The following is an 18,947-nucleotide window of genomic DNA, read 5'->3' on the forward strand; positions in this document are numbered from 1 at the left end:
GAGCGGGCTATATTTTCGCACACCGTAGCGCGAACTTTTAGTTCGCGTCACAGAACCAGCCAGCAGCGCGGGGACACGAACGAAAAGTTCGCGCTATAAAAAAAGCGCCGGGTAGCCCGGCGCTTCTACAGTTTCACGGTCATTCCGACAAAATTTTGCGGATGGTCGGGGCATTTCTCAGGCCGCCGAGGCTTTGGCTCCCACGGCATTGCCGGCCAGCACGGCTTCGGCCTGGGCAATGTGGCGCTGCATGTGCACCACCAGGAATTCGAGCTGGTCGGTGAGGCGCAGCAAAATCAACGGAAATAAAGCGTTGGGAATGCGGATGGTGTTGGCATTAACCTGCCGGGCCAGCAGCGTGAGGCGCAGCAGCTCATCGACCTGCCGACTGAAAACCTCGGTAACGGTGCGCGGCAGGCGGGTGCCCGTGGGCGCATAGCGCTGGGGCGAATTGTAGGTTTTGACGCTCGATGGCGTGCGCATGGCGTCGATAAATTTCTTACCCAGATAGCCCTGTTTGGCCACGGCAGCCGGCCTCGAGCCCCGCTCCTGGGCGCGCTTGATGCGGGCCGCGATGCTGGGTAAGTAGTAGCCGCCCACAATGTTGAGGTGTTCCAGGCACTGGCCGGCGCTCCAGCGGCTGGGGCCGGGGCGGCGGTTCAGCTCTTCGGCGCTCAGGGGCCGAAAACGCTGCTGCGCCTTCACCCGTAGCACCAGCAGGTCATTGGTTAGCTGGTCAAAGAAATCGGAGGTGGCACGAACGGCAACGGGCATAAAAGCAGAGGCTAACGAGTCGTAAACATACAATTTAGCAGCGGATTCCGAATACTTTACGGTGGATTTCCGCCCCGCCAAGCTCAGCATTTGGTTTCGGGCTGGTATCTTGGCTGCATGGTAAAACAATGTTTTTGGTATTGTAGTGCGCTGGTTGCGCTGGCATTTGCGTTAACCCCGCAAGCTCAGGCCCAGGCGGTGCCCAACGCCGGCGAACGGGTCGAGAGTCTGGTCACCTTCGGTGCGCAGTCAGACAAGATGTGGGGCGACGATGATTTCACCCAAACCTTCTTCTTCCTAGTTCCCTCAACGCAGCGCGCCCCGGTCTACATCCGCGTATTCGACCCCGACTGCGGCGGCAAAAACGACGACCTGAAAGGCGCTGCCAATACCACCACGTCGTTCAGCCTCTACGGCGGCCCGGGCACTTTCAGCGGCCCGCAGGCCCGCGACCCGCGCCCCACCAATCCCGTGCCCACCGGCCGCCTGCTCAAAAGCCAGACCTTCGGCAATGAGCCGCAGTACAATGGCAAATGGTACACCTTCGGCCCGCTGAACCCGCTGGAGGGCGAGCAGGTAAATGAATTTAAAGGCCGCGTTTTCAAGTTCGTAGCCCGGGGCCTCACCGGCAACGACGGCAACCTGTACCGCTACTTTTTCAGCACCAGCCCCACGGCCAACGTGTCGGTGGAGGGCGGCAACGCCTTCACTTACGAGTATTGCTTCCGGCTGCCGGCCACGGCCACCAAAACCACCGTGCACCTCTACCCTTTCGTGAACGACAAGGTGGTGAGCATCAAGCAAAGCAACTTCGACGCCGATAATGCGGCCACGCTCAACGTGTTCAGCATTGCTAAAAACGGCCAGCCCGGCACCATGAGCGGCGACGGGGAGTGGACCAGCAGCGTGTTTCCGGTATCGCCCAAAGAGCACGGCCTCAGCCTCGATTTCCGCCTCACATCCACCAAGCCCGCGCCCAACGACATGGTGTTCTACGTGACCGACCAGTACGAAAAGGCCATGCCGTTCTTCGCCATTCCGCTGGGCGGCCCGCCGCGCTACCAGTACGACATCAACGTGAAAGTGCACCGGTAAGGTGAGCAGTGAAATGGTGAGGTGGTGAGTTTGATGTTCCGGATGCACTGCTTGCACCGTCCGAACATCAAGCTCACCATTTCACTGCTCACCTATTCGTCAGCTGCGCCATCGCGGCCGGCGTTGCGGCGCGGCGCACCGTGGTCGGCGCTGTCGTCCTCGCTGTTCCGATTCTCCTGGCGGGCAGCGAAGCCGTAGTTTTGGGCCTTGTCTTCGGCGCGCTGGTCGCCCTGGGCGGGCGAGCCCATAGTACTACCGGCTTTGCTGTCGTCGTAGGCATCGTTATATGAGCCGCCGCGTGAGCCGATGCCCTGCCCTACATCGCCCTTGTTAGCGCCGGCCGCCGTGTAGCCGTTGCGCTCATCGCCGGTGTTGTTATTGGGCAGGCTGTTGGGCTGTTCGCGGTTTCGGTCGCCGTAGCCCTGGCCGCGCTGGTTGGCCATTTCGGGCTGATTGGTGGAGTAGGCTTCCGGGTCGTGGCGGCCCTGGCTGTCGGTGCCGCTTTGGGCGGGCATGTAGTCCTCGGTCTGGTTGCGGTGGTCTACTTCGGGCGCTGCGCCATTGCGCTGGTCAGTAGCGTTGCTTGGGTTGAGCGAGGTATGGCCGTAGTCGGCCGAGTAGCCACTGCCGGGGCCTTTGGGCGAGCCGTTGTCGTTTTCGTGGGGATTGGCGCTGGTAGGCGTTTGGCCGGTGGCGGTACCGGCCTCAAAACCATATTCGGTGCGGCTGTCGAGGCGCTCGTCGCGGCCGTCGTAGCTGCGGTAGGAATTGTCCTGCTTACCGGGGCGGCCGGAGCCGCCGTAGTAGTTGTCCTCGGCGGTGTTGTTGGGCTCGTAATCGGCCAGCCGGTTCTGGTTGCCAAAGCCGCCGTGGGTGGTGCCGCCCAGGTCCTGGGCACCAAACTCGCCCCGGTTGGGGTCGCTGTCCTGGTTTTCGCGGCGGTCCTGGTCTTGGTAGCTGTCCTGGGTGCCGTTGCCGAAATTGCCGCCGTAGGAGCCTTCGGGCACCAGGTCGGCGGGGTTGGCTTCTTTATTTTCCTGGGGCTGGGCGTCGGCGTCCACGGCTCCGGCGGCCATGCTGGTTTCGGCGGCGGCCAGCGCTTCGCTCGATACCAGCGCGGCAGCGGCGGGGCTGGTGGGCGGGCCGCCGGGCGGGCCCACGCCTTCGCCGGGCCGGGTGTGCTTGGTGGCCGTATTGCCCACCGGCCCGTCGATGCGGTTGCCGGCGATGTCGTTGGGCTCGGTGTTCAGGTTTTCTTCGGCGTTGGTCATGGTGGTGGGCTGATAAGTGGAGAGGTGGAGGGCATTAGCCAAAGGCTGCTTCCCTATACGCACGGCCGAACCCGTTGTTTTCGGCGCGGGTCGGGCGCGGGCATCGGCACGATTTTCGGTGGTGCCATTTTACCTTTGTCCGGGAACGGCCCGCCGCGCTTCGGTTTTTTGGCCCTTGGCCGGCCAGGTGCAGCGCATCAAAACCCGATTCATTTTACCCTTACCCCACGCTTATGCTTACCGGCACCGTTAAGTTTTACGACGACACCAAAGGCTTCGGCTTCATCATTGCCGACGATAATGAGGAAGAAATCTTCGTCCACCAAACCGGCCTCATCCACGAAATCCAGGAAGGCGACCGGGTACAGTTCAACATCAAAGCCGGCAAGAAAGGCCCCAACGCCGTGGACGTAACCCGGGTATAATAATCAATACCGCGCTGTTTGCGTCACAGAAAAAGGCCGGCCCCGCATTGTGTGAGGCCGGCCTTTTGGCATTGCAGCCATTTCCAATCCATTTACTTTTTCTCCGCATGCCGGGCCACCCGCACGCCCACAGCCATGAGGCCGGGCAGCTGGTCCTGGCGCATGTACTGCTCCAGAGTGAGGGTGTAGCTGCCGGGTTTGGCGAAGTGCTGGTTGGGCAGCGCCAGGGCCTGCAGGTCGTAGATATCGCCGGTGCCGCTGCCTTTGGGTTCGCCGGTTTTGGGGTCCATCAGCAGGATTTGGTGCAGCAGCGGCGGGCCCGCCGGGCCGGCGGGCCCGGTGAGCGTGTGCTTCATGTACAGGTTGTAAAACCCATACGCTGAAGCATAGCGCACGTTGAAAAACACGTCGTAGCGCGCCGTCGTGTCCTCAATAGTGAAGGTGAAGGCGGGCTTCTGCTGCACGTCCCACGAGTACTTCGGGAAGTCCGTATTCTGCTCAAAAACCCGGTTGGGGTCGCAGGCCGTGAGCAGGCTCAGGAGCCCACCTACTACCACCAACTTCCATGCAAAATGCTGATTCATAATAGTAACTGGTATCCAAAAACAAAACGGCGTTGATTACGAGCCGGCCGGGGCCGAGTCGGACGCGGCACCGCCTTCGCCGGCCGGGCCACGGCCGCTGCGCCGGTTGCGGCCGCCCCGGCCTTCGCGGCGCTCGCCGCCTTCTGCGCGGCGCTCGCCACCCTCGCGGCGCGGGCGCGGCTCACCCGTGCCTTCGGCGGCGGGGCGGGGCGGGGCACCGGCGGTAGAATCGGCGCGGCGGGGGCTGTCGGGGCGACGGGTGCGGGGGCCTTCGGGGCGCGGCTCGCCGGCTTCGCCCTCGGGGCGGGGCGCGTCGGTCCGGTTGCGGCCGCCGCGGCGGTTGCTGGGGCGGGCGGCGGCACCACGGCGGCCGCGCTGCTCGGCCGTATCGTCCAGGGCAGGCACCGGGTTGTCGGCATCGCCGGGGCCGGGACTGGTCATCTGCTCGGGCGGGCGGGGGCCGGCGGGGGCGGCACCGGCGGGGCGGCGGCCGTCGCGAGGGGGCCGGCCTTCGCGAGGCTCGCGGGCCTCGCGGCCTTCGCGGGGCTCGGTGCCGGGTTCCTGGGCGGCGCGGGGCTCCCGCTCGGGGCGGGGCGCACGGGGCTCGCGCAGCTCCCGGCCTTCGCGGGGGAGGCGGGCTTCGGCGGTTTCGCCTTCTTTCTCGCCTTTGCCTTTCTTGCGCTTGGTGCGCTTGGCGCTCGATTTTATTTTGTCGTCGAGGCGGTCGAGCGAGCCTTCCACAATGGCCGACACTTCGGGCTCGGGGGCTTCTTCGCGGGGGGGCAGCAGGCTTTCGATAACCTCGCCGCGCTTATTCATTTCCAGCAGCTCTTTCACCCGGGCCGTGTCCAGCATCACCCAGTTGTTGTCGCCCTTAAAGGCAAACCACATGCGGCGGCGGAAGATGTCGGTTTTCTGCAAAAAGGCTTCGCCCTTATTAGTTTTGAGGGGGCGCTGAACCTGCGGGATGTCCTTCAGGGCATCGAGGTAAGCGTCCAGCTCGTAGTTGAGGCAGCACTTGAGGCGGCCGCACTGGCCGGCTAGTTTCTGGGGGTTCAGGCTGAGGTTCTGGTAGCGGGCGGCGGTGGTGCTCACGGTTTTGAAGTCGGTGAGCCAGGTCGAGCAGCACAGCTCGCGCCCACAAATGCCAAGGCCGCCGATACGGCCGGCTTCCTGCCGCAGCGAAATCTGGCGCATCTCGACGCGCACCCGGAACTCGTCGGCCAGGCGGCGGATGAGCTCGCGGAAATCGACCCGGTCCTCGGCAGAATAATAGAAGAGGGCGCGGGTACGGTCGGCCTGGTATTCCACGTCGCTCAGCTTCATGCGCAGGCGCAATTCGCTCACCATGGCGCGGGCCCGGAACATGGTACCGGTTTCGAGGTCGCGCACGGCCTGCCACCGCTCCTCGTCGTCGGGGGTGGCAACGCGCAGGATGTTGCGGATTTCCTTGGAGTCGGTGGGCACCTTCTTCTTGCGCATTTGCAGGCGCACCAGCTCGCCCTTGAGCGAGACGTGGCCAAGGTGCCAGCCCGAGCCGGCGGCATCCACCACCACGGCGTCGCCGGTCACGAGGGGCAGGCGTAAGTCGTTGCGCATAAACTCCTTACGCCCGCCCTTGAAGCGCACTTCCACCAGGTCGAAGCCGGCGAAGGAATCGGGGATTTCCACGTCCTGCAGCCAGTCGAAGACGTTCATTCGAGTGCAGCCGCCGGAGCTACAGCCCCCCTTCGAGCCGCAGCCCCCTACTTTGGTGGTGCCGCAGCCCCCACCGGTTGAACATGATGCACAAGCCACAAGTCAGACAATTATATAGTTGGGCGAAAAGCTGGTTTTCGCGAAAATTCGGTTCCTAGCAAAGATACACAAATAGCACAGGGCGCTTCCGATGGGCTCGCGGCGGGGTTTGGTCCACCCCCTACCCCCCAACGGCCAGCCCGGATACCGGCTGCAGTGCCCCAATTCATACATATAACTATTACAATAGTTTATTATACTGACACTTACAAGATTTTGTCATTTTTTGCAATGTAAATCAGCAAAAACTCATTCAGATTCCAAAAAAAGGCATTTTGATTAAACCATTTTTAAAATACGAATGAATGAGTGCTCTTATTTGTAATTACAGCCCTATACATTCGCTCATTCTTCACCAAATCATCATCCCAAAAACCATTATGAAAAGTTTCAGACTTCTCCCACTGCTGGCGCTGGCTGGCGCGACTCTATCCCTCTCGTCGTGCAGCAAAAAAGAAGAAGTCGCCGCAGCTCCTTCGGCTGTTTCGCAGGATGCCATGGCTCAGATTAAAGCCTTGGGATTCAGCACACAGGATGTAAAAAAAGTTGACGACGGCTACGTTGTGGAAGGCGATATACTGCTGACCCCGGAGCTGCTGGCCAGCGCCCCCGGCTACTCCACCCTCCGCGTGGGCCAGGACGAGCAGTACCGCACCACCAATCTGGTGGGCAGCCTGCCGCGCGTGCTCACCGTGAGCATCAGCAGCTCGTTTAACTCGGCCTACGTGACAGCCATTGATGAGGCCATCCGGCGCTACAACGCGGCCAGCCTGCGAGTAACGTTCCGACGCATCACCTCGGGCACGGCCGACCTGCCCGTTAAGTATTCGTCGAACCTGGGCACGGGCGTACTGGGCCAGTCGGGCGGCTTCCCCAGCGGTGGCAATCCCGCACCGGGCTTCACCCTGGTACCCAACGTAATCAACAGCTCGAACACTAACTACATTGCGACCATCATGGCGCACGAGATGGGCCACTGCATCGGCATGCGCCACACCGACTACTACAACCGCGCCTACAGCTGCGGTGGCAGTGCCTCCAACGAAGGCGCCAGCACGGTGGGAGCCATTCTCATCCCCGGTACGCCTTCGGCGGCCGAACCGAACTCCTGGATGCTGGCCTGCGTGGGCAACGGCGTGAACCGCCCCTTCACCGCCAACGACCTGACGGCACTGAACTACATCTATTAACTCCGGTTAGAATGTTCAAACAAAATGCCCCGGCTCTTACGAGCCGGGGCATTTTGTTTGAACATTATTCTGTAACCGCATTTTGCTGGCAGCTAACAAACTGTTCGCACTGTCATCCTGAGCGCAGCGAAGGAACTTGTCACGCTCGCATCGCCCGAAGTACTGCATGCGGTGCGGTCGTAGCAAGGTTCTTCGCTATGCTCTGCATGACAAACTTTTAAGAATCCACAGTCAAGCAGCCACTTAGAATTCATCCAAATAGGCGCTTACTGTATCACCACCCGAACGACCTGTCGTGCCTGCCCTTCCGCCTGCACGCGCAGCAGGTACACGCCGGGGCGCAGGCCGCTGGTATCAAGCTCGTTTATTCGGCCATCCACGGTGGTTTCCCGCTGGAAGCGGCCCAGCATATCAGAGAGCTGCACGATGACTACGCCGGTAGTATTGGCCACCAGCTGCAGGGGCTGGCCAGCGGTTACCGGGTTGGGATAAACCTGGGTGAGGCCGGCCCGCAGCAGGAAGGCTTCTTCGGTATTGCTGTAGAATTGCTGGCCGGCTGCGTTGTCGAGCCGCACGCGGTAGAGGTAGCGGCCGGCGGCTAGCGGCTGGTCGGCGAATGCCAGCATGGTGCTGGTGACCGGGCTGATGGTCTGCACGGCTTCATAGGTGCCGTCGGGCCGCTGGCGCTCCAGGGTGGCCGATTTCAGGTGATACACCGTGCCCAGCGTCGCATCGAAACGAATGGTCTCATCGACCAGCTGCCGGGGCAGAAACGAGCGGAAATAGCACGCCGTGCCCTGCGTGGTGTAATTAATGGTAAGGCCTGGCTGACCCACGCGCCCGCTCATCACCGGAGCCACGGCGTAGTAAAGACCCGATAATTGAGCCCGGCCCAGTACCAAAGAGGTATCGGCCGTTTGCGCCAGGGGCTCGAGGTAGGCGTGGCCCAGCTGGTACACCTGGTAGCGGGCCACGCCTGGAATGCGCCGCCATTGCAGCAGGGCTTCATCGGGGCAGGCATAGCCAACCTGCACCTCGGGGAGGCGCACAACGGTAAACGTATCGGATACAAACTCGCTGCCGCCACTCACCAGCCGCAGTTGGGCCAGCGTGGCGGTATCGGGCACGGCCAAAGTGATGCGGCGGTCGGCCAGCGGCACGGCCGCATTCAGCACGCGCCAGCCGGAGCCGCCCACGGGGCGATAGTCGAGGCGGGCGGTGGCGGCGGGCGGGCCACTCCACTGCCACCGCAGATTGGCGGTGGTGCCGGGGCGCAGGTTATCGGGGCGCGCGGGATAGGTCCAGGTGAGGCCGGGCGCGTTGATTTCGTAGGCGACATTGAATGCCTCCGAACCCTGTGGCACGGCATAGCCCCGCACGTGCAGCTCGTAGGTACCGGCGGCGGGCAGCGTGAGGGTTATCTGCTCGGCGTTATTGAGGTGGTCGGGCCGGCGGCGGGCGGGGCGGGCCAGCGAGTCGGCATGAGGGTAGGCGCTCAGGGCCCAGGGCAGCCAGCGCTGGCCCGTGCTCACGGCCACCAGCTCCAGGTCGAGGTCGTTGACCAGGGCCGTGGCGGCGTTGGCGTTGGCGGCAGGGTCGCTCCAGACCAGTGTAGCCTTCAACTGCTGCTGGCCGGCCGGCACCGTGATTCGGAAGACCTGGTCGGCCCCCTGACTGGCACTGCCGCCGAAAAAGCGGCCGGCGCGCATAGTGCCCACGGCCCCCAGCGCATCGGCCTGCCCGAAACCGCTGAGGTAGTCGACTTCGGGCGTGCCGAGGTCATCGGCGCTGTTCAGGAGCACGGCTTTGACGAGGGCGGCGGGTGGCAGGGTGCCGGCGTGCTGGTCGCGGTACTGCTGCTGCAGCAGAATACTGACACCCGACACCAGCGCGGCCGCTTCCGAGGAGCCGCCTTCGCCGTAGGCCACCAGCTCGGGCTTGATGCGGCCGTCATAAGCCGGGCCGCGCGAGCTGAGGGCGGCCACCTGCCCGCCGGGGGCGGTAGCGCCCACGGTCAGGGTATTTTTCGACATCTTGAACTGCCCGCTGATGTTGGCGAACCGGGCGATGCCCTGATAAGTACCGCTGGGACTGGCCGCCGACCCTACATTGCCCGACGAGAATACGTGCAGCAGCTGCGGCAGCAGCTGCGTCTGCTGGTCGTAGGCCTGCGATTCGAGGCCATAATAATTCTCGATGCCCACGCCGTAGGAGTGGTTTTGTACCGACACGCCGGCCTGGGTGAGCTGAGCAGCATCGTCGGGCAGCAGGCGGGCGAAATCGGAAGTAGCTAACCGCACGGCGCGGGCCGCGCCCCAGCCCAGCGGGTCGGAGTTGCCGGCCCCGCCCAGCAGCGTGGCCATGGCCGTAGCATGGTCAGAATATGGCTTGGCAAATGCGCCGAGGGCCACCACGCGGCCCTTCAGGTCAATATCGTCGGGGTCGAAGGGCAGTTCCTTCACCGAAGCCGTGAGGCCCTGGCCGGTCAGGTCGGGAAAGCGGGCATGCACCGCCGAAATGGTGTTTACCGACAAGTCGGAATTGCCCAGGTACCGCTCCTCGTGGGCGCGGCGGTCGGCCACGTCCACGAATTCTACGCCCGGCGCGGCCACCAGCTGGGTTGGCGTGAGGCCAGTGATGGTAAGCGTGCGGGCGTCGTTCCCTACCTGCGCTACCCGCGCAGCCGGAAGGTGCTGCCGCGCCCACTGCCGAAACGCCGGGCCATCGGCCACGCGGATGCGCAACGGGCGGGGCTGTTGCGCGGCGGGGACGGCCTGCAGCCCGGGAGCCAGCTTGCCCAACGTGGCGCGCGCGCCGGGCGTTTGGGCCAGTAGCAGCTGCGGCAGCAGTCCCAGCAGCAGCGCCCAACCACTACGTCCCAGATTTTTTGAACCAGATACCACTTCACGCCGGGCTCGCGTCATATACTTCGCAATTTGGAATGGATAATCCACGCCGGGGCGGGCCTCGCCAAAGATAAAGCAATCTGTTTTATTGATGTTGAGCAGAATTCGACCCATAAAAAAGGAGCCCACGAACGCAGGCTCCTTTTTTGTGGGTCAATTAATGGCAGCGCTTACTCGCCCGGCTTCAGCACCACTTTCACGCAGCCGTCCTTTTTGTGACGGAAGATGTCGTAGCCGTGCGGGGCCTGCGAGAGCGGCAGGCGGTGGGTAATGATGTCGTCGAGCTTCACGTCGCCGTTGGAAACGTACTGCATCAGCTTGTCGATATGCTTGTGGGCGGGCGCCTGACCGGCCTGGATAATAATGCCTTTATCGAAAATCTGGCCCAACGGGAAGTTATCGAACGGCGTGGCATACACCCCCAGGATGGACACGAACCCGCCCCGACGCACGGCGCTGATGCAGGCCAGCACCACCTTGTCGGAGCCTTTTTCGAGATTGATAACCGACTTTGCGCGGTCACCTATGCTACGGTCAGGCTAGAAGCCCACGGCATCCACGCACACATCGGCTCCGTAGCTTTTGCTTCTGATTTCGTCGACCACTTGCTTGTGGCTTTCCCAAAGGATGCCCTCCGCATTGGCCGATTTTTTGGCCATATCGAGGCGGTACTGCTGGGTATCGACGATGATAACGCGGCTGACCCCGCGCAGCCAGGCGCTTTTAGCGGCCATAATACCCACGGGGCCAGCGCCAAAAATGGCCACTATCTCGCCCCCCTTCACCCCTGCCCAGTCGATGCCGGAATAACCCGTTGGGAAAATATCGGTAAGGAAAAGTGCCTGTTCGTCGGTCAGGTTGTCGGGCACTATGCGGGGGCCGTTGTTAGCGTAGGGCACGCGCACGTATTCGGCCTGGCCGCCATCGTAGCCGCCGTAGAGGTCGGTGTAGCCAAAAAGGGCACCGCCCTTTTCAGTCATCAGGCCGCCTTCGGGGCCGTAATGGTCGGGATTGGAGTTTTCGCAGTGGCCGGGCAGGTCGTGGTTGCAGAACAGGCAATGGCCGCAGGCCACGGGGAAGGGCACCACCACGCGGTCACCCCGCTTGAGATTGGTCACGCCCTTGCCCACTTCCTCCACAATGCCCATGAACTCGTGGCCCAGCGTCTGGGGCGTAGGCTGCGGCAGGCTGCCGTTGTAAATGTGCAGGTCAGACCCGCAAATGGCCGTGCTGGTAACGCGAATAATGGCATCGCGGCTTTCGTGGATTTTGGGGTCGTCCACGGTATCAACGCGGACATCACGCATGCCGTGAATTCGGAGAGCTTTCATAAGGAGGCCATTAGAAGTGAGAGAGCGTAAACTCCCTGGCTAACGGCCTCTTTTTCAGGCGGGTTACTACGGTTCGGCTCGGCTGGCCAATAGCATCAACCTTATGGCGGCCCCTTACATCTGATACACCGCTACTCCCGCCGCCGTGAAAATATACGCGTACGTTCCGCCCACCAGCACTTGCCGCACCGCGCCGGGGTCGGTACCAGCGGGCAGGGCCACGCGCCGCTCGGTCAGGTTATAAAGGTGGAAGAAGTGGATGGCCCCGGCTTCGAGAAAGTACAGCTCATCGCCCCGGAAGCCCACTGTGCTCAGCCCCGGAAAGGGCAGCTTTTTCTTATAGTTACCGAGGTTGTCGAATACATACACGCCCGTGCTGCGGTCCACGAGGTAGGTATTGTTCTGGTACTGACGAATGAAGCGGAAATCGGGCCGCGAGCGGCCAATAATAAGGTCCAGCGGGGTGCTTTGCACCGCGCGTAGGGTATTGGGGTCGAATTCGCGCAGGATGAGCGTGCTTTCATCGAGCAGCCAGATGAAATTATCGGGGGCCAGCGTGGCCACGCGCACCGTGCCATCGAGCACATCGCCCAGCCGCACCTCGCTGATGAGGGACAGGAACCGGTCGAGCAGCACCAGCTGCTGCCGGTCGTCGTTGAATACGAGCGTACTGGTCACATTCCAGGCTTCAACCTGAGCCACGTGGCCGGGCTGGGCGGGCGCGTAGGTATTCAGGGGCAAGCCCTCGGGGCCGTACTGGCGCAGGTTGTTATCGGCATCGGCCACGTAGAGCGCACCACGCCGGTCGAGCGAAGCCGCGCCCGGGTTGGGCAGCCGGATGAGGCGCAGCAGTTTCCAGGCGGCCACGGTGGGCGCGGCCGTCGCATCTACCGGCGGCTGCGGAACCGACTGCACGGGCGCCACGATTTGCATGGCGGCCGGCGCGGCCGAGGCGGCAGAAGGCACGGTGGTTTGGGCATGGGCAGCGGCGGTGAGCAGGAGAAAAAGGAGAAACGCTCCCGCTGGCGCGCGTCTGCGACGCGTGCCGGTTGGGTTCGAGCCTGCGGCTCGGTCCATAGTTGCGTCTGCAAACGCATTCAATGCCCGAGCCGCAGGCTCGAACCCAGTGGGCAGCGCGTCACAGACGCGCGCCAGCCAGCGCCCGGCGCTACTGCTCAAAATGCCGCAAGGCCAGCTCGTTGCCATCATACACGCCGTAGCTGCAATAATTGACCCATTCGCCCAGGTTCACGTAGCGGCTGCCGGGGGCTACTTCCACATCCAGCGGCAGGTGGCGGTGGCCGAAAATGTAGTAGTCGTGGTGCATGCGCGTTTCCAGCGCGCGGCAGTATTGCAGCAGCCACTCCTCATCGCCGAAATACACGGCATCGTCCTTGCCAGCCTGCATCCGGCTGCGGCGGCTCCACTTATTGGCCATGCCGATGCCGAAATTGGGGTGCAGCCGGGCAAAGAGCCACTGCGCCACGCCCGAGGTGAATACCTGCTTCAGCGCTTTGTAGCTGTAATCCTTCGGTCCCAGCCCGTCGCCGTGGCCAATATGAAACAGCTTATCCCCAATCCGTTGCGAAACTTCCTGCCGCAGCACCGGAATGCCCATTTCCTGGGTAAAGTAGCCGAACATCCACATGTCATGGTTGCCGGTGAAGATGGTGATGGGCAGGCCGCCATCCGTGAGCTCGGCCAGCTTGCCCTGCAAGCGGCTGAACCCGCGCGGAATGGCGTGCTTGTACTCAAACCAGAAGTCGAACAAGTCGCCCAGCAGGTAGATAGCCGCCGCATCCTTCGCCACCACATCCAGCCAGCGCACAATGCGCTTCTCCCGCTCCAGCGAAGCCGCCGCGTTGGGCGCGCCGAGGTGGAAATCGGAAGCGAAGTACACCCGTTTGCCGGGCGGCAGGATAATATCAGAAAGTAAATGGGGTGACTTCATTCAGGAAACAAGTAATCTAAACCGTCATTAAACGTCATGTCGAGCGCAGCCGAGAAATCTCGCGTGAATTAAGTAATCAAAACTGCTCAACGATGCGAGCGAGATGTCTCGGCTGCGCTCGACATGACGTTCTACTTCTATATCTCACCCTCTTCCTCAAGCAAAAACAGCGCAATACGGCGCGGGCCATGCGCGCCCAGCACCAGCGTTTTTTCAATATCGGCCGTGCGGCTGGGGCCGCTGGTGAGCGAAACCATGGAGGGCGGGGCCGCGCCGTAGCGCTCCTGTATTACGCGCAACGCATCGCCGATTTCGGCCACTACCTGGCTGGGGCGGGCCAGCACCAGGTGCTGGTCGGGGTAGATGCTCAGCCGCCGGCCGCTGGCCGTAGCGGCCGACACCAGCACGCTGCCGGTACGGGCTACCAGTGCCTCGCACGAAGTAAGGCTCAGGTCGGCATTGGCCACGAAACCGGCTTCGTCAGCACGAAAATTTACGCCGGCGGCCTGCAGTACAGCCTGCAAATCAGGCTCCCACACGTAGGGCGCGCCCACCTGCTGCCGCTCCCGGTAAGCTGCCAGCTGCGTGGACAGCTCGGCTAGGTCTTCGCAATAGTAAAACTCACCGCCAACCTGCTGGAACCGCTCCGCGAATGCCACCACCACGTCGGCGTTGCTAAGCGGCGGGTGCACGGGGGTGGCAAAATCGGGCCGGGGCGGCAGCGGCGCGGGGCCGGCTGCCAGCCCCTGGCGGATTCGGACTAAAACGGCATCGCGGGAAGATTCGGACATGACGCAAAAGTAATAACATAAAAAAAGCCAGCCCCATAAGAGGCTGGCTTTCCAATTGGACCGTAAGCTTCAGTTTATGGCACTGTGTTACTAGCCAGCTACGGCGCTGCCACTGGCGCCGGGGGCTTCATTGCTGGTGTTGCCATCAAGGCCGGGCAGGTTCAGGTCGGGCAGGTCGCTGCTGATGGTGCCACCGGCAGCCAGCTCGCCGCGTACTTCGCTAGCCGTTTCGCTGCGGTCGGTGCCGGCCATGTGGGCCTGGTAGTTGGTCTGGGTATCGAAGGGGCGCGGGCCCACGAGGCGGGTCAGGTCTTCCTGTTGCAGCACTTCTTTCTCCAGCAACTCCTTGGCTACCACTTCCAGCTCGTGACGGCGCTCGGTGAGGAGCTCCTTGGTACGAACGTAAGCACTTTCGATGATGGTCCGCACTTCCTCGTCAATCATCTGCGAGGTAGCTTCCGAATAAGGTTTCGAGAAGCCATACTCGCTCTGCCCCTTCGAGTCGTAAAACGACACGTTGCCGAGCTTGGCGTTCATGCCGTACATCGTCACGATGGAGTAAGCCATCTTGGTGATGCGTTCCAGGTCGCTCAGCGCACCGGTCGAGATTTTACCAAACACCAGCTGCTCGGCGGCGCGGCCACCCAGGGCCATGCACATCTCATCAATCAGCTGCTCGGTATTGTAAAGAAACTGCTCCTTGGGCAGGTACTGGGCGTAGCCCAGCGCCGCCACGCCACGGGGCACAATGCTCACTTTCACCAACGGGTCCACATGCTCCAAGAACCAGCCCGCAATGGCGTGGCCGGCCTCGTGGTAGGCCACGATGCGCTTCTCGCCGGGCGAGATGATTTTGTTCTTCTTCTCCAGGCCGCCAATCACGCGGTCGATAGCATCGGTGAAGTCCTGGTCGGTGATGAATTTCTTGTCGCGGCGGGCGGCGATAAGGGCCGCCTCGTTGCAGACGTTGGCAATTTCAGCGCCAGCAAAGCCCGGGGTTTGGGCCGAGAGGCGGCGGGCATCCACGTCGGGGCCCAGCGTCAGCGGCTTGAGGTGCACCTGGAAAATCTGGGTGCGGCCGTTGATATCGGGCTTGTCGATGCTGATTTGCCGGTCGAAGCGGCCGGGACGCAGCAGGGCCGAGTCCAAGGTATCGGGCCGGTTGGTGGCAGCCAGGATGATAACGCCGGAGTCGGTACCGAAACCGTCCATTTCCACCAGCAGCGAGTTCAGGGTATTTTCGCGCTCGTCGTTGCCGCCGGGCATCGAGCCCTTGCTGCGCGAACGGCCCACGGCATCAATCTCATCAATAAAGACGATGCAGGGCGCTTTGGCTTTGGCCTGCTTGAACAGGTCACGAACCCGGGCCGCGCCCACGCCCACAAACATCTCCACGAAGTCGGAACCCGAGAGCGAGAAGAACGGCACGTCGGCCTCGCCGGCTACGGCTTTGGCCAGCAGGGTTTTGCCGGTACCGGGAGGGCCTACTAGCAGCGCGCCCTTCGGAATCTTACCGCCGAGGATGGTGAACTTGCTGGGGTTCTTGAGGAACTCCACAATTTCCTGCACTTCCTCCTTGGCTTCTTCGAGGCCGGCCACGTCTTTGAAGGTGATTTTCACCTTATCGCCACCTTCAAACAAGGCGGCTTTGCTTTTGCCGATGCTGAAAATCTGGCCACCGGGGCCGCCGGCGCTGCCCATGCGGCGCATCAGGAACCAGAAGCCGACAATCATCAGAACGATGAAGCCGTAGGTACCGATGTAGTCACCGGGGCTCGACCGCTCCTCAATGTTGAGGGGCAGACGCTGGGCCGAGGGCACGTCTTTCTGCAAAGCATCCAGGTTTTCCTGAAACAGCTTGGCATCTACCACCGGGAAGTAGAACTGCGAGCCCACCCCCTCGCCCCCGAAGGGCGAGCGGCGCGTGAGCTCCTGCTTGTATTTGGCGCGGGCCGCTTCCTTAAGCGTCACCTCCACCATTTTCTGGTTGCTGATTATGGTTACTGCCTGCACATCGCCGGCCGCCAGCATGCTCTCGAAGCGCTGCTGGTTGATTTTGGCGGGCGAGTTGAGGTTGTTCACCCACATCACCCCGAACAAAAACACCAGCAGGCCCGCCAGCACCCACAGCTGCAAGCCCGGCCGCGGGTTGGGCACCGGGGCGGTGGGCTTCTTCTTCTTATTATTCAGATTTTTATCCGACATGAAAATAGCTACTTAAAACCGATTATAGGTAGAAGTAAAACACCGCGTCGAAAATAAATGTTCGACAGAAAGGAAGACGGAGAGGGAGCGGTTTTATTTTACTTCGTGTAGTAAAAAGAACGTCATGCAGCGCGCGGCGAAGCATCTTTGCCGCAGCAGTAATTCCTTTTAATTGAATTGCGTTGCGCGGTAAAGATGCTTCGCCGCGCGCTGCATGACGTTCTTCTTCGGCCCTTTCAGACCAACCGCCTTACGCCGGCTCCGATTCGATGTAGCTGATGTTGGCATCGCCCCACAGCTCTTCGAGCGCGTAGAACTTGCGGCGGTCGCGCAGGAAAACGTGCACCACCACATCGACATAGTCGAGCAGCACCCACTCGCGGTTGGTGCGGCCTTCGGTTTGCCAGGGGCTTTCGCCGGTTACTTTTTCGACTTCTTCTTCCACCGAGCGGGCCACGGCTTCGAGCTGCGTATCGGAGTTTGCCGAGCAGATGATGAAATAATCGGCAACGGCATTTTTTAATTCCTTCAAATTCAGCACCACGATGTCGGCTGCCTTCTTATCCTGCATGCCGCGAACGACCAAATCTGCCAATGTGTCTGAATCCTGACGGACCAACGTGCTTTTCATATTGTCTTATTAGGTGTGAGCTTTACAGCCGAAAGTCTACGAAGTTAACGATACGCGAAAGAAGGCCGTGGTTGTCACTCCAAAAACCCTGTTCACGGGCCAGCAATTAGTTTGGCTGCCGACCTGCCCCTCGACTAATTCGGAGGCTCAAACTTTGATAGTCCAAAATCGGGCCAGTGAGGGCTGTACCGTCATAACGGACTTTCAGACCGCCGGCCGGGGCCAGCGCGGCAACCAGTGGGTGGCCGCCCCCGCCGAAAACCTAATGCTTTCGGTGGTATGGCAGCCCACGTTTCTGGCCGCCACCGAGCAGTTCCGCCTCAGCCAGGCCGTGGCGTTGGGCGTGCACGACTGGGCCGTGGCCCTGCTCGGCCCCGACCCCAAACTGAAGCTGAAGTGGCCCAACGACCTGTATTATGGCAGCCAAAAACTGGGCGGCATTCTGATTGAGAACAGCCTGAGCGGCTCAAAAATTCAATATAGCATCATTGGTATTGGATTGAATATCAATCAGCAAGCTTTTGAGCTGCACACGGCTACTTCCTTTTCCCTGCTTACCGGCCGGGCCTACCCGCGCGAGGCGCTGGCCGCCCGCCTGCTGGAGTGCCTGGAGCGGCGCTACCTGCAGCTGCGGGCCGGGCAGGTGGGCACCCTGCGGCGCGACTACCTGCAGGCGCTGTACCGCTACCAGGAAACTCATCCGTTCATTATCGACGGGCAAACGGTAAGCGGCCAGATTGTCGGGGTGGAAGAGGATGGCCGGCTGGCCGTGGCCATTGGCAACGAGCTGCGGCGGTTTGGCCTGCAGGAAATTCGGCACACCTAGCAACCCTGGAGCTGTTAGGTTCTCGCGTCGTCCTACCCGGGGGCATCATCCCCCGGCCCCTTCTCCGAAAAGGAGAAGGGGAGCTATAAAGGTCTGCTCTAAAAGCAGTTCTGGAGCTCGTTGAACGCACCTCTTCTCCTTTTCGGAGAAGGGGCCGGGGGATGAGGCGCACGCGGAGGGCGACGACGCTAGAATTTAACGGCACACCTGGCAACCCTGGCAGCCTTTTAGGCATCCAGGGTTTGTGATTTATTTCAGGATAATAATTCTGACAGGTAATGGCCGTCGCCCGTCAGCCACGTTCTGCTTGCGGCCGGCATTCAACTTTTGGGTATTTTGTCAGTCTATCAAACCGAAACGCTTCGGCTAGCGTTGATTGGGTGGCCAGCAGGGCAACCCGGCACGGTGCTTGTCCTTGTGGCAGAGTCCTTATTTTTCTCCTCTTCTTCTTTTTGCATTTGTGATGAAACTCTTTACTCGTTTGGCAGTACCCATGATTGCGCTGCTGCTCTCGGTCGCTTCTGCTTTCGCAGCCACCATTACGGTGCAGGTGGGCGACAACTTTTACCGGGGGCCGGATGGCACCACCACCATTCGCATGGCGCCCACCGACGTGCTGGTTTTTCAAAACATCGGCTCGAACACCCACCCAACGGCTGCGGCTCAGTGGGTCACGTTCACCATCAACCCAGCCACGCCCACCAAAACCTTTCCGGCGGCAACCTTCACGGCGGGCACCTATCCGTTTTTTTGCACCGTTCACTCCGGCATGGTGGGCACCCTCATCGTGAGCACTGTCACGGCCACAATCGACCCCAACCTGGCCGCCGCGCTGAGCGTGTATCCGAACCCCAGCCGTGGCCAGGTTACGGTGCAGCTCAGCCAGAAAGCCGGCCAGAGCTACCAGCTGCGCCTGAGCAACATCATCGGCCAGGAGGTACGCACCGTAGCCCTTAAACCAGAGCTGACCGCCACCGGCATGGCGCTCGACCTGAGCGAGCTGCGCACCGGCGTGTACTTCTACAGCCTGCTGGTGGATGGCAAAGTGGCCAGCACCAAACGCCTCGTGCTGCAGAACTGAGCCGGCTGCTGATTTGCAACCAGCCGCGAGGAACCAGCAACGAGCCGTCAGAAACCCGAAACACAAAAAGCAGCCCCGGGCTGCTTTTT

Annotated in this window: 17 protein-coding genes; 5 read left to right on the forward strand and 12 right to left on the reverse strand. The window is 61.7% G+C overall.

Annotated features, from left to right (window positions below):
- Window positions 1-177: 177 nt before the first annotated feature.
- Window positions 178-774, reverse strand: coding sequence for a DinB family protein (locus tag KQ661_RS01095; RefSeq protein ID WP_216678959.1), 597 nt, complete (start codon window positions 772-774; stop codon window positions 178-180).
- 198 nt (window positions 775-972) lie between these two features.
- Here KQ661_RS01095 and KQ661_RS01100 point away from each other — a divergent pair, with 198 nt between their 5' ends.
- On the forward strand, window positions 973-1,869 hold the full coding sequence (locus KQ661_RS01100; protein WP_216685429.1) for a hypothetical protein: 897 nt from the start codon (window positions 973-975) through the stop codon (window positions 1,867-1,869).
- A gap of 92 nt (window positions 1,870-1,961) precedes the next feature.
- On the opposite strand, the gene KQ661_RS01105 is transcribed toward KQ661_RS01100, so the two are convergent.
- Window positions 1,962-3,182 (reverse strand): hypothetical protein, encoded by a 1,221-nt coding sequence (locus KQ661_RS01105; protein ID WP_216685430.1) that lies wholly within the window; start codon window positions 3,180-3,182, stop codon window positions 1,962-1,964.
- A gap of 191 nt (window positions 3,183-3,373) precedes the next feature.
- Between KQ661_RS01105 and KQ661_RS01110 the strand changes: the two genes are divergently transcribed.
- Window positions 3,374-3,565 (forward strand): cold-shock protein, encoded by a 192-nt coding sequence (locus tag KQ661_RS01110; RefSeq protein WP_216678962.1) that lies wholly within the window; start codon window positions 3,374-3,376, stop codon window positions 3,563-3,565.
- Between the two features lie 92 nt (window positions 3,566-3,657).
- On the opposite strand, the gene KQ661_RS01115 is transcribed toward KQ661_RS01110, so the two are convergent.
- Window positions 3,658-4,149 carry a gliding motility lipoprotein GldH gene (locus KQ661_RS01115; RefSeq protein ID WP_216685431.1) on the reverse strand — a complete coding sequence of 164 codons (492 nt, stop codon included), beginning with the start codon at window positions 4,147-4,149 and terminating at the stop codon, window positions 3,658-3,660.
- A gap of 36 nt (window positions 4,150-4,185) precedes the next feature.
- Complete coding sequence (gene ricT / locus KQ661_RS01120; RefSeq protein WP_235726906.1) at window positions 4,186-5,847, reverse strand: regulatory iron-sulfur-containing complex subunit RicT; 1,662 nt, start codon at window positions 5,845-5,847, stop codon at window positions 4,186-4,188.
- A gap of 479 nt (window positions 5,848-6,326) precedes the next feature.
- Between ricT and KQ661_RS01125 the strand changes: the two genes are divergently transcribed.
- On the forward strand, window positions 6,327-7,136 hold the full coding sequence (locus tag KQ661_RS01125) for a M57 family metalloprotease (RefSeq protein ID WP_216678965.1): 810 nt from the start codon (window positions 6,327-6,329) through the stop codon (window positions 7,134-7,136).
- Between the two features lie 266 nt (window positions 7,137-7,402).
- Here KQ661_RS01125 and KQ661_RS01130 read toward each other — a convergent pair whose 3' ends face one another.
- The 8 genes from KQ661_RS01130 to rsfS form a co-directional block, all read right to left on the reverse strand.
- Window positions 7,403-10,156, reverse strand: coding sequence for a S8 family peptidase (locus tag KQ661_RS01130; RefSeq protein WP_216685433.1), 2,754 nt, complete (start codon window positions 10,154-10,156; stop codon window positions 7,403-7,405).
- Between the two features lie 56 nt (window positions 10,157-10,212).
- The gene (locus KQ661_RS23005; RefSeq protein WP_394369600.1) at window positions 10,213-10,515 is read right to left on the reverse strand and encodes an MDR/zinc-dependent alcohol dehydrogenase-like family protein; all 303 of its coding nucleotides are present in this window, start codon (window positions 10,513-10,515) and stop codon (window positions 10,213-10,215) included.
- A 66-nt stretch (window positions 10,516-10,581) separates the two neighbouring features.
- Window positions 10,582-11,373 (reverse strand): alcohol dehydrogenase catalytic domain-containing protein, encoded by a 792-nt coding sequence (locus tag KQ661_RS01135; RefSeq protein ID WP_394369601.1) that lies wholly within the window; start codon window positions 11,371-11,373, stop codon window positions 10,582-10,584.
- A 114-nt stretch (window positions 11,374-11,487) separates the two neighbouring features.
- The gene (locus tag KQ661_RS01140) at window positions 11,488-12,339 is read right to left on the reverse strand and encodes a hypothetical protein (RefSeq protein ID WP_216685434.1); all 852 of its coding nucleotides are present in this window, start codon (window positions 12,337-12,339) and stop codon (window positions 11,488-11,490) included.
- A gap of 202 nt (window positions 12,340-12,541) precedes the next feature.
- Window positions 12,542-13,324, reverse strand: coding sequence for a UDP-2,3-diacylglucosamine diphosphatase (locus KQ661_RS01145; RefSeq protein WP_216685435.1), 783 nt, complete (start codon window positions 13,322-13,324; stop codon window positions 12,542-12,544).
- 137 nt (window positions 13,325-13,461) lie between these two features.
- Entirely contained in the window at window positions 13,462-14,115 is a 654-nt protein-coding gene (locus tag KQ661_RS01150; protein WP_216685436.1) for a LutC/YkgG family protein, read from the reverse strand.
- 90 nt (window positions 14,116-14,205) lie between these two features.
- Window positions 14,206-16,320, reverse strand: coding sequence for an ATP-dependent zinc metalloprotease FtsH (ftsH, locus tag KQ661_RS01155; protein WP_216678971.1), 2,115 nt, complete (start codon window positions 16,318-16,320; stop codon window positions 14,206-14,208).
- Window positions 16,321-16,570: 250 nt separating this feature from the next.
- The gene (gene rsfS / locus KQ661_RS01160) at window positions 16,571-16,951 is read right to left on the reverse strand and encodes a ribosome silencing factor (protein WP_216678972.1); all 381 of its coding nucleotides are present in this window, start codon (window positions 16,949-16,951) and stop codon (window positions 16,571-16,573) included.
- A 67-nt stretch (window positions 16,952-17,018) separates the two neighbouring features.
- Here rsfS and KQ661_RS01165 point away from each other — a divergent pair, with 67 nt between their 5' ends.
- Both KQ661_RS01165 and KQ661_RS01170 read left to right on the forward strand, forming a co-directional pair.
- Window positions 17,019-17,777 (forward strand): biotin--[acetyl-CoA-carboxylase] ligase, encoded by a 759-nt coding sequence (locus tag KQ661_RS01165; RefSeq protein ID WP_216678973.1) that lies wholly within the window; start codon window positions 17,019-17,021, stop codon window positions 17,775-17,777.
- Window positions 17,778-18,240: 463 nt separating this feature from the next.
- Window positions 18,241-18,858, forward strand: a complete 618-nt coding sequence (locus KQ661_RS01170) for a T9SS type A sorting domain-containing protein (RefSeq protein ID WP_216678974.1) — start codon at window positions 18,241-18,243, stop codon at window positions 18,856-18,858.
- Window positions 18,859-18,947: the final 89 nt, after the last annotated feature.

The organism is Hymenobacter siberiensis (genome assembly GCF_018967845.1).
GTDB lineage: Bacteria > Bacteroidota > Bacteroidia > Cytophagales > Hymenobacteraceae > Hymenobacter > Hymenobacter siberiensis.

What these genes read in the sequence shown, in the direction of transcription:
- KQ661_RS01095 (WP_216678959.1), bottom strand. Translation starts at nt 774, where the DNA reads ATGCCCGTTGCCGTTCGTGCCACCTCCGATTTCTTTGACCAGCTAACC.
- KQ661_RS01110 (WP_216678962.1), top strand. Translation starts at nt 3,374, where the DNA reads ATGCTTACCGGCACCGTTAAGTTTTACGACGACACCAAAGGCTTCGGC.
- KQ661_RS01115 (WP_216685431.1), bottom strand. Translation starts at nt 4,149, where the DNA reads ATGAATCAGCATTTTGCATGGAAGTTGGTGGTAGTAGGTGGGCTCCTG.
- ricT (WP_235726906.1), bottom strand. Translation starts at nt 5,847, where the DNA reads ATGAACGTCTTCGACTGGCTGCAGGACGTGGAAATCCCCGATTCCTTC.
- KQ661_RS01125 (WP_216678965.1), top strand. Translation starts at nt 6,327, where the DNA reads ATGAAAAGTTTCAGACTTCTCCCACTGCTGGCGCTGGCTGGCGCGACT.
- KQ661_RS01130 (WP_216685433.1), bottom strand. Translation starts at nt 10,156, where the DNA reads ATGGGTCGAATTCTGCTCAACATCAATAAAACAGATTGCTTTATCTTT.
- KQ661_RS01135 (WP_394369601.1), bottom strand. Translation starts at nt 11,373, where the DNA reads ATGAAAGCTCTCCGAATTCACGGCATGCGTGATGTCCGCGTTGATACC.
- KQ661_RS01145 (WP_216685435.1), bottom strand. Translation starts at nt 13,324, where the DNA reads ATGAAGTCACCCCATTTACTTTCTGATATTATCCTGCCGCCCGGCAAA.
- KQ661_RS01150 (WP_216685436.1), bottom strand. Translation starts at nt 14,115, where the DNA reads ATGTCCGAATCTTCCCGCGATGCCGTTTTAGTCCGAATCCGCCAGGGG.
- ftsH (WP_216678971.1), bottom strand. Translation starts at nt 16,320, where the DNA reads ATGTCGGATAAAAATCTGAATAATAAGAAGAAGAAGCCCACCGCCCCG.
- rsfS (WP_216678972.1), bottom strand. Translation starts at nt 16,951, where the DNA reads ATGAAAAGCACGTTGGTCCGTCAGGATTCAGACACATTGGCAGATTTG.
- KQ661_RS01170 (WP_216678974.1), top strand. Translation starts at nt 18,241, where the DNA reads ATGAAACTCTTTACTCGTTTGGCAGTACCCATGATTGCGCTGCTGCTC.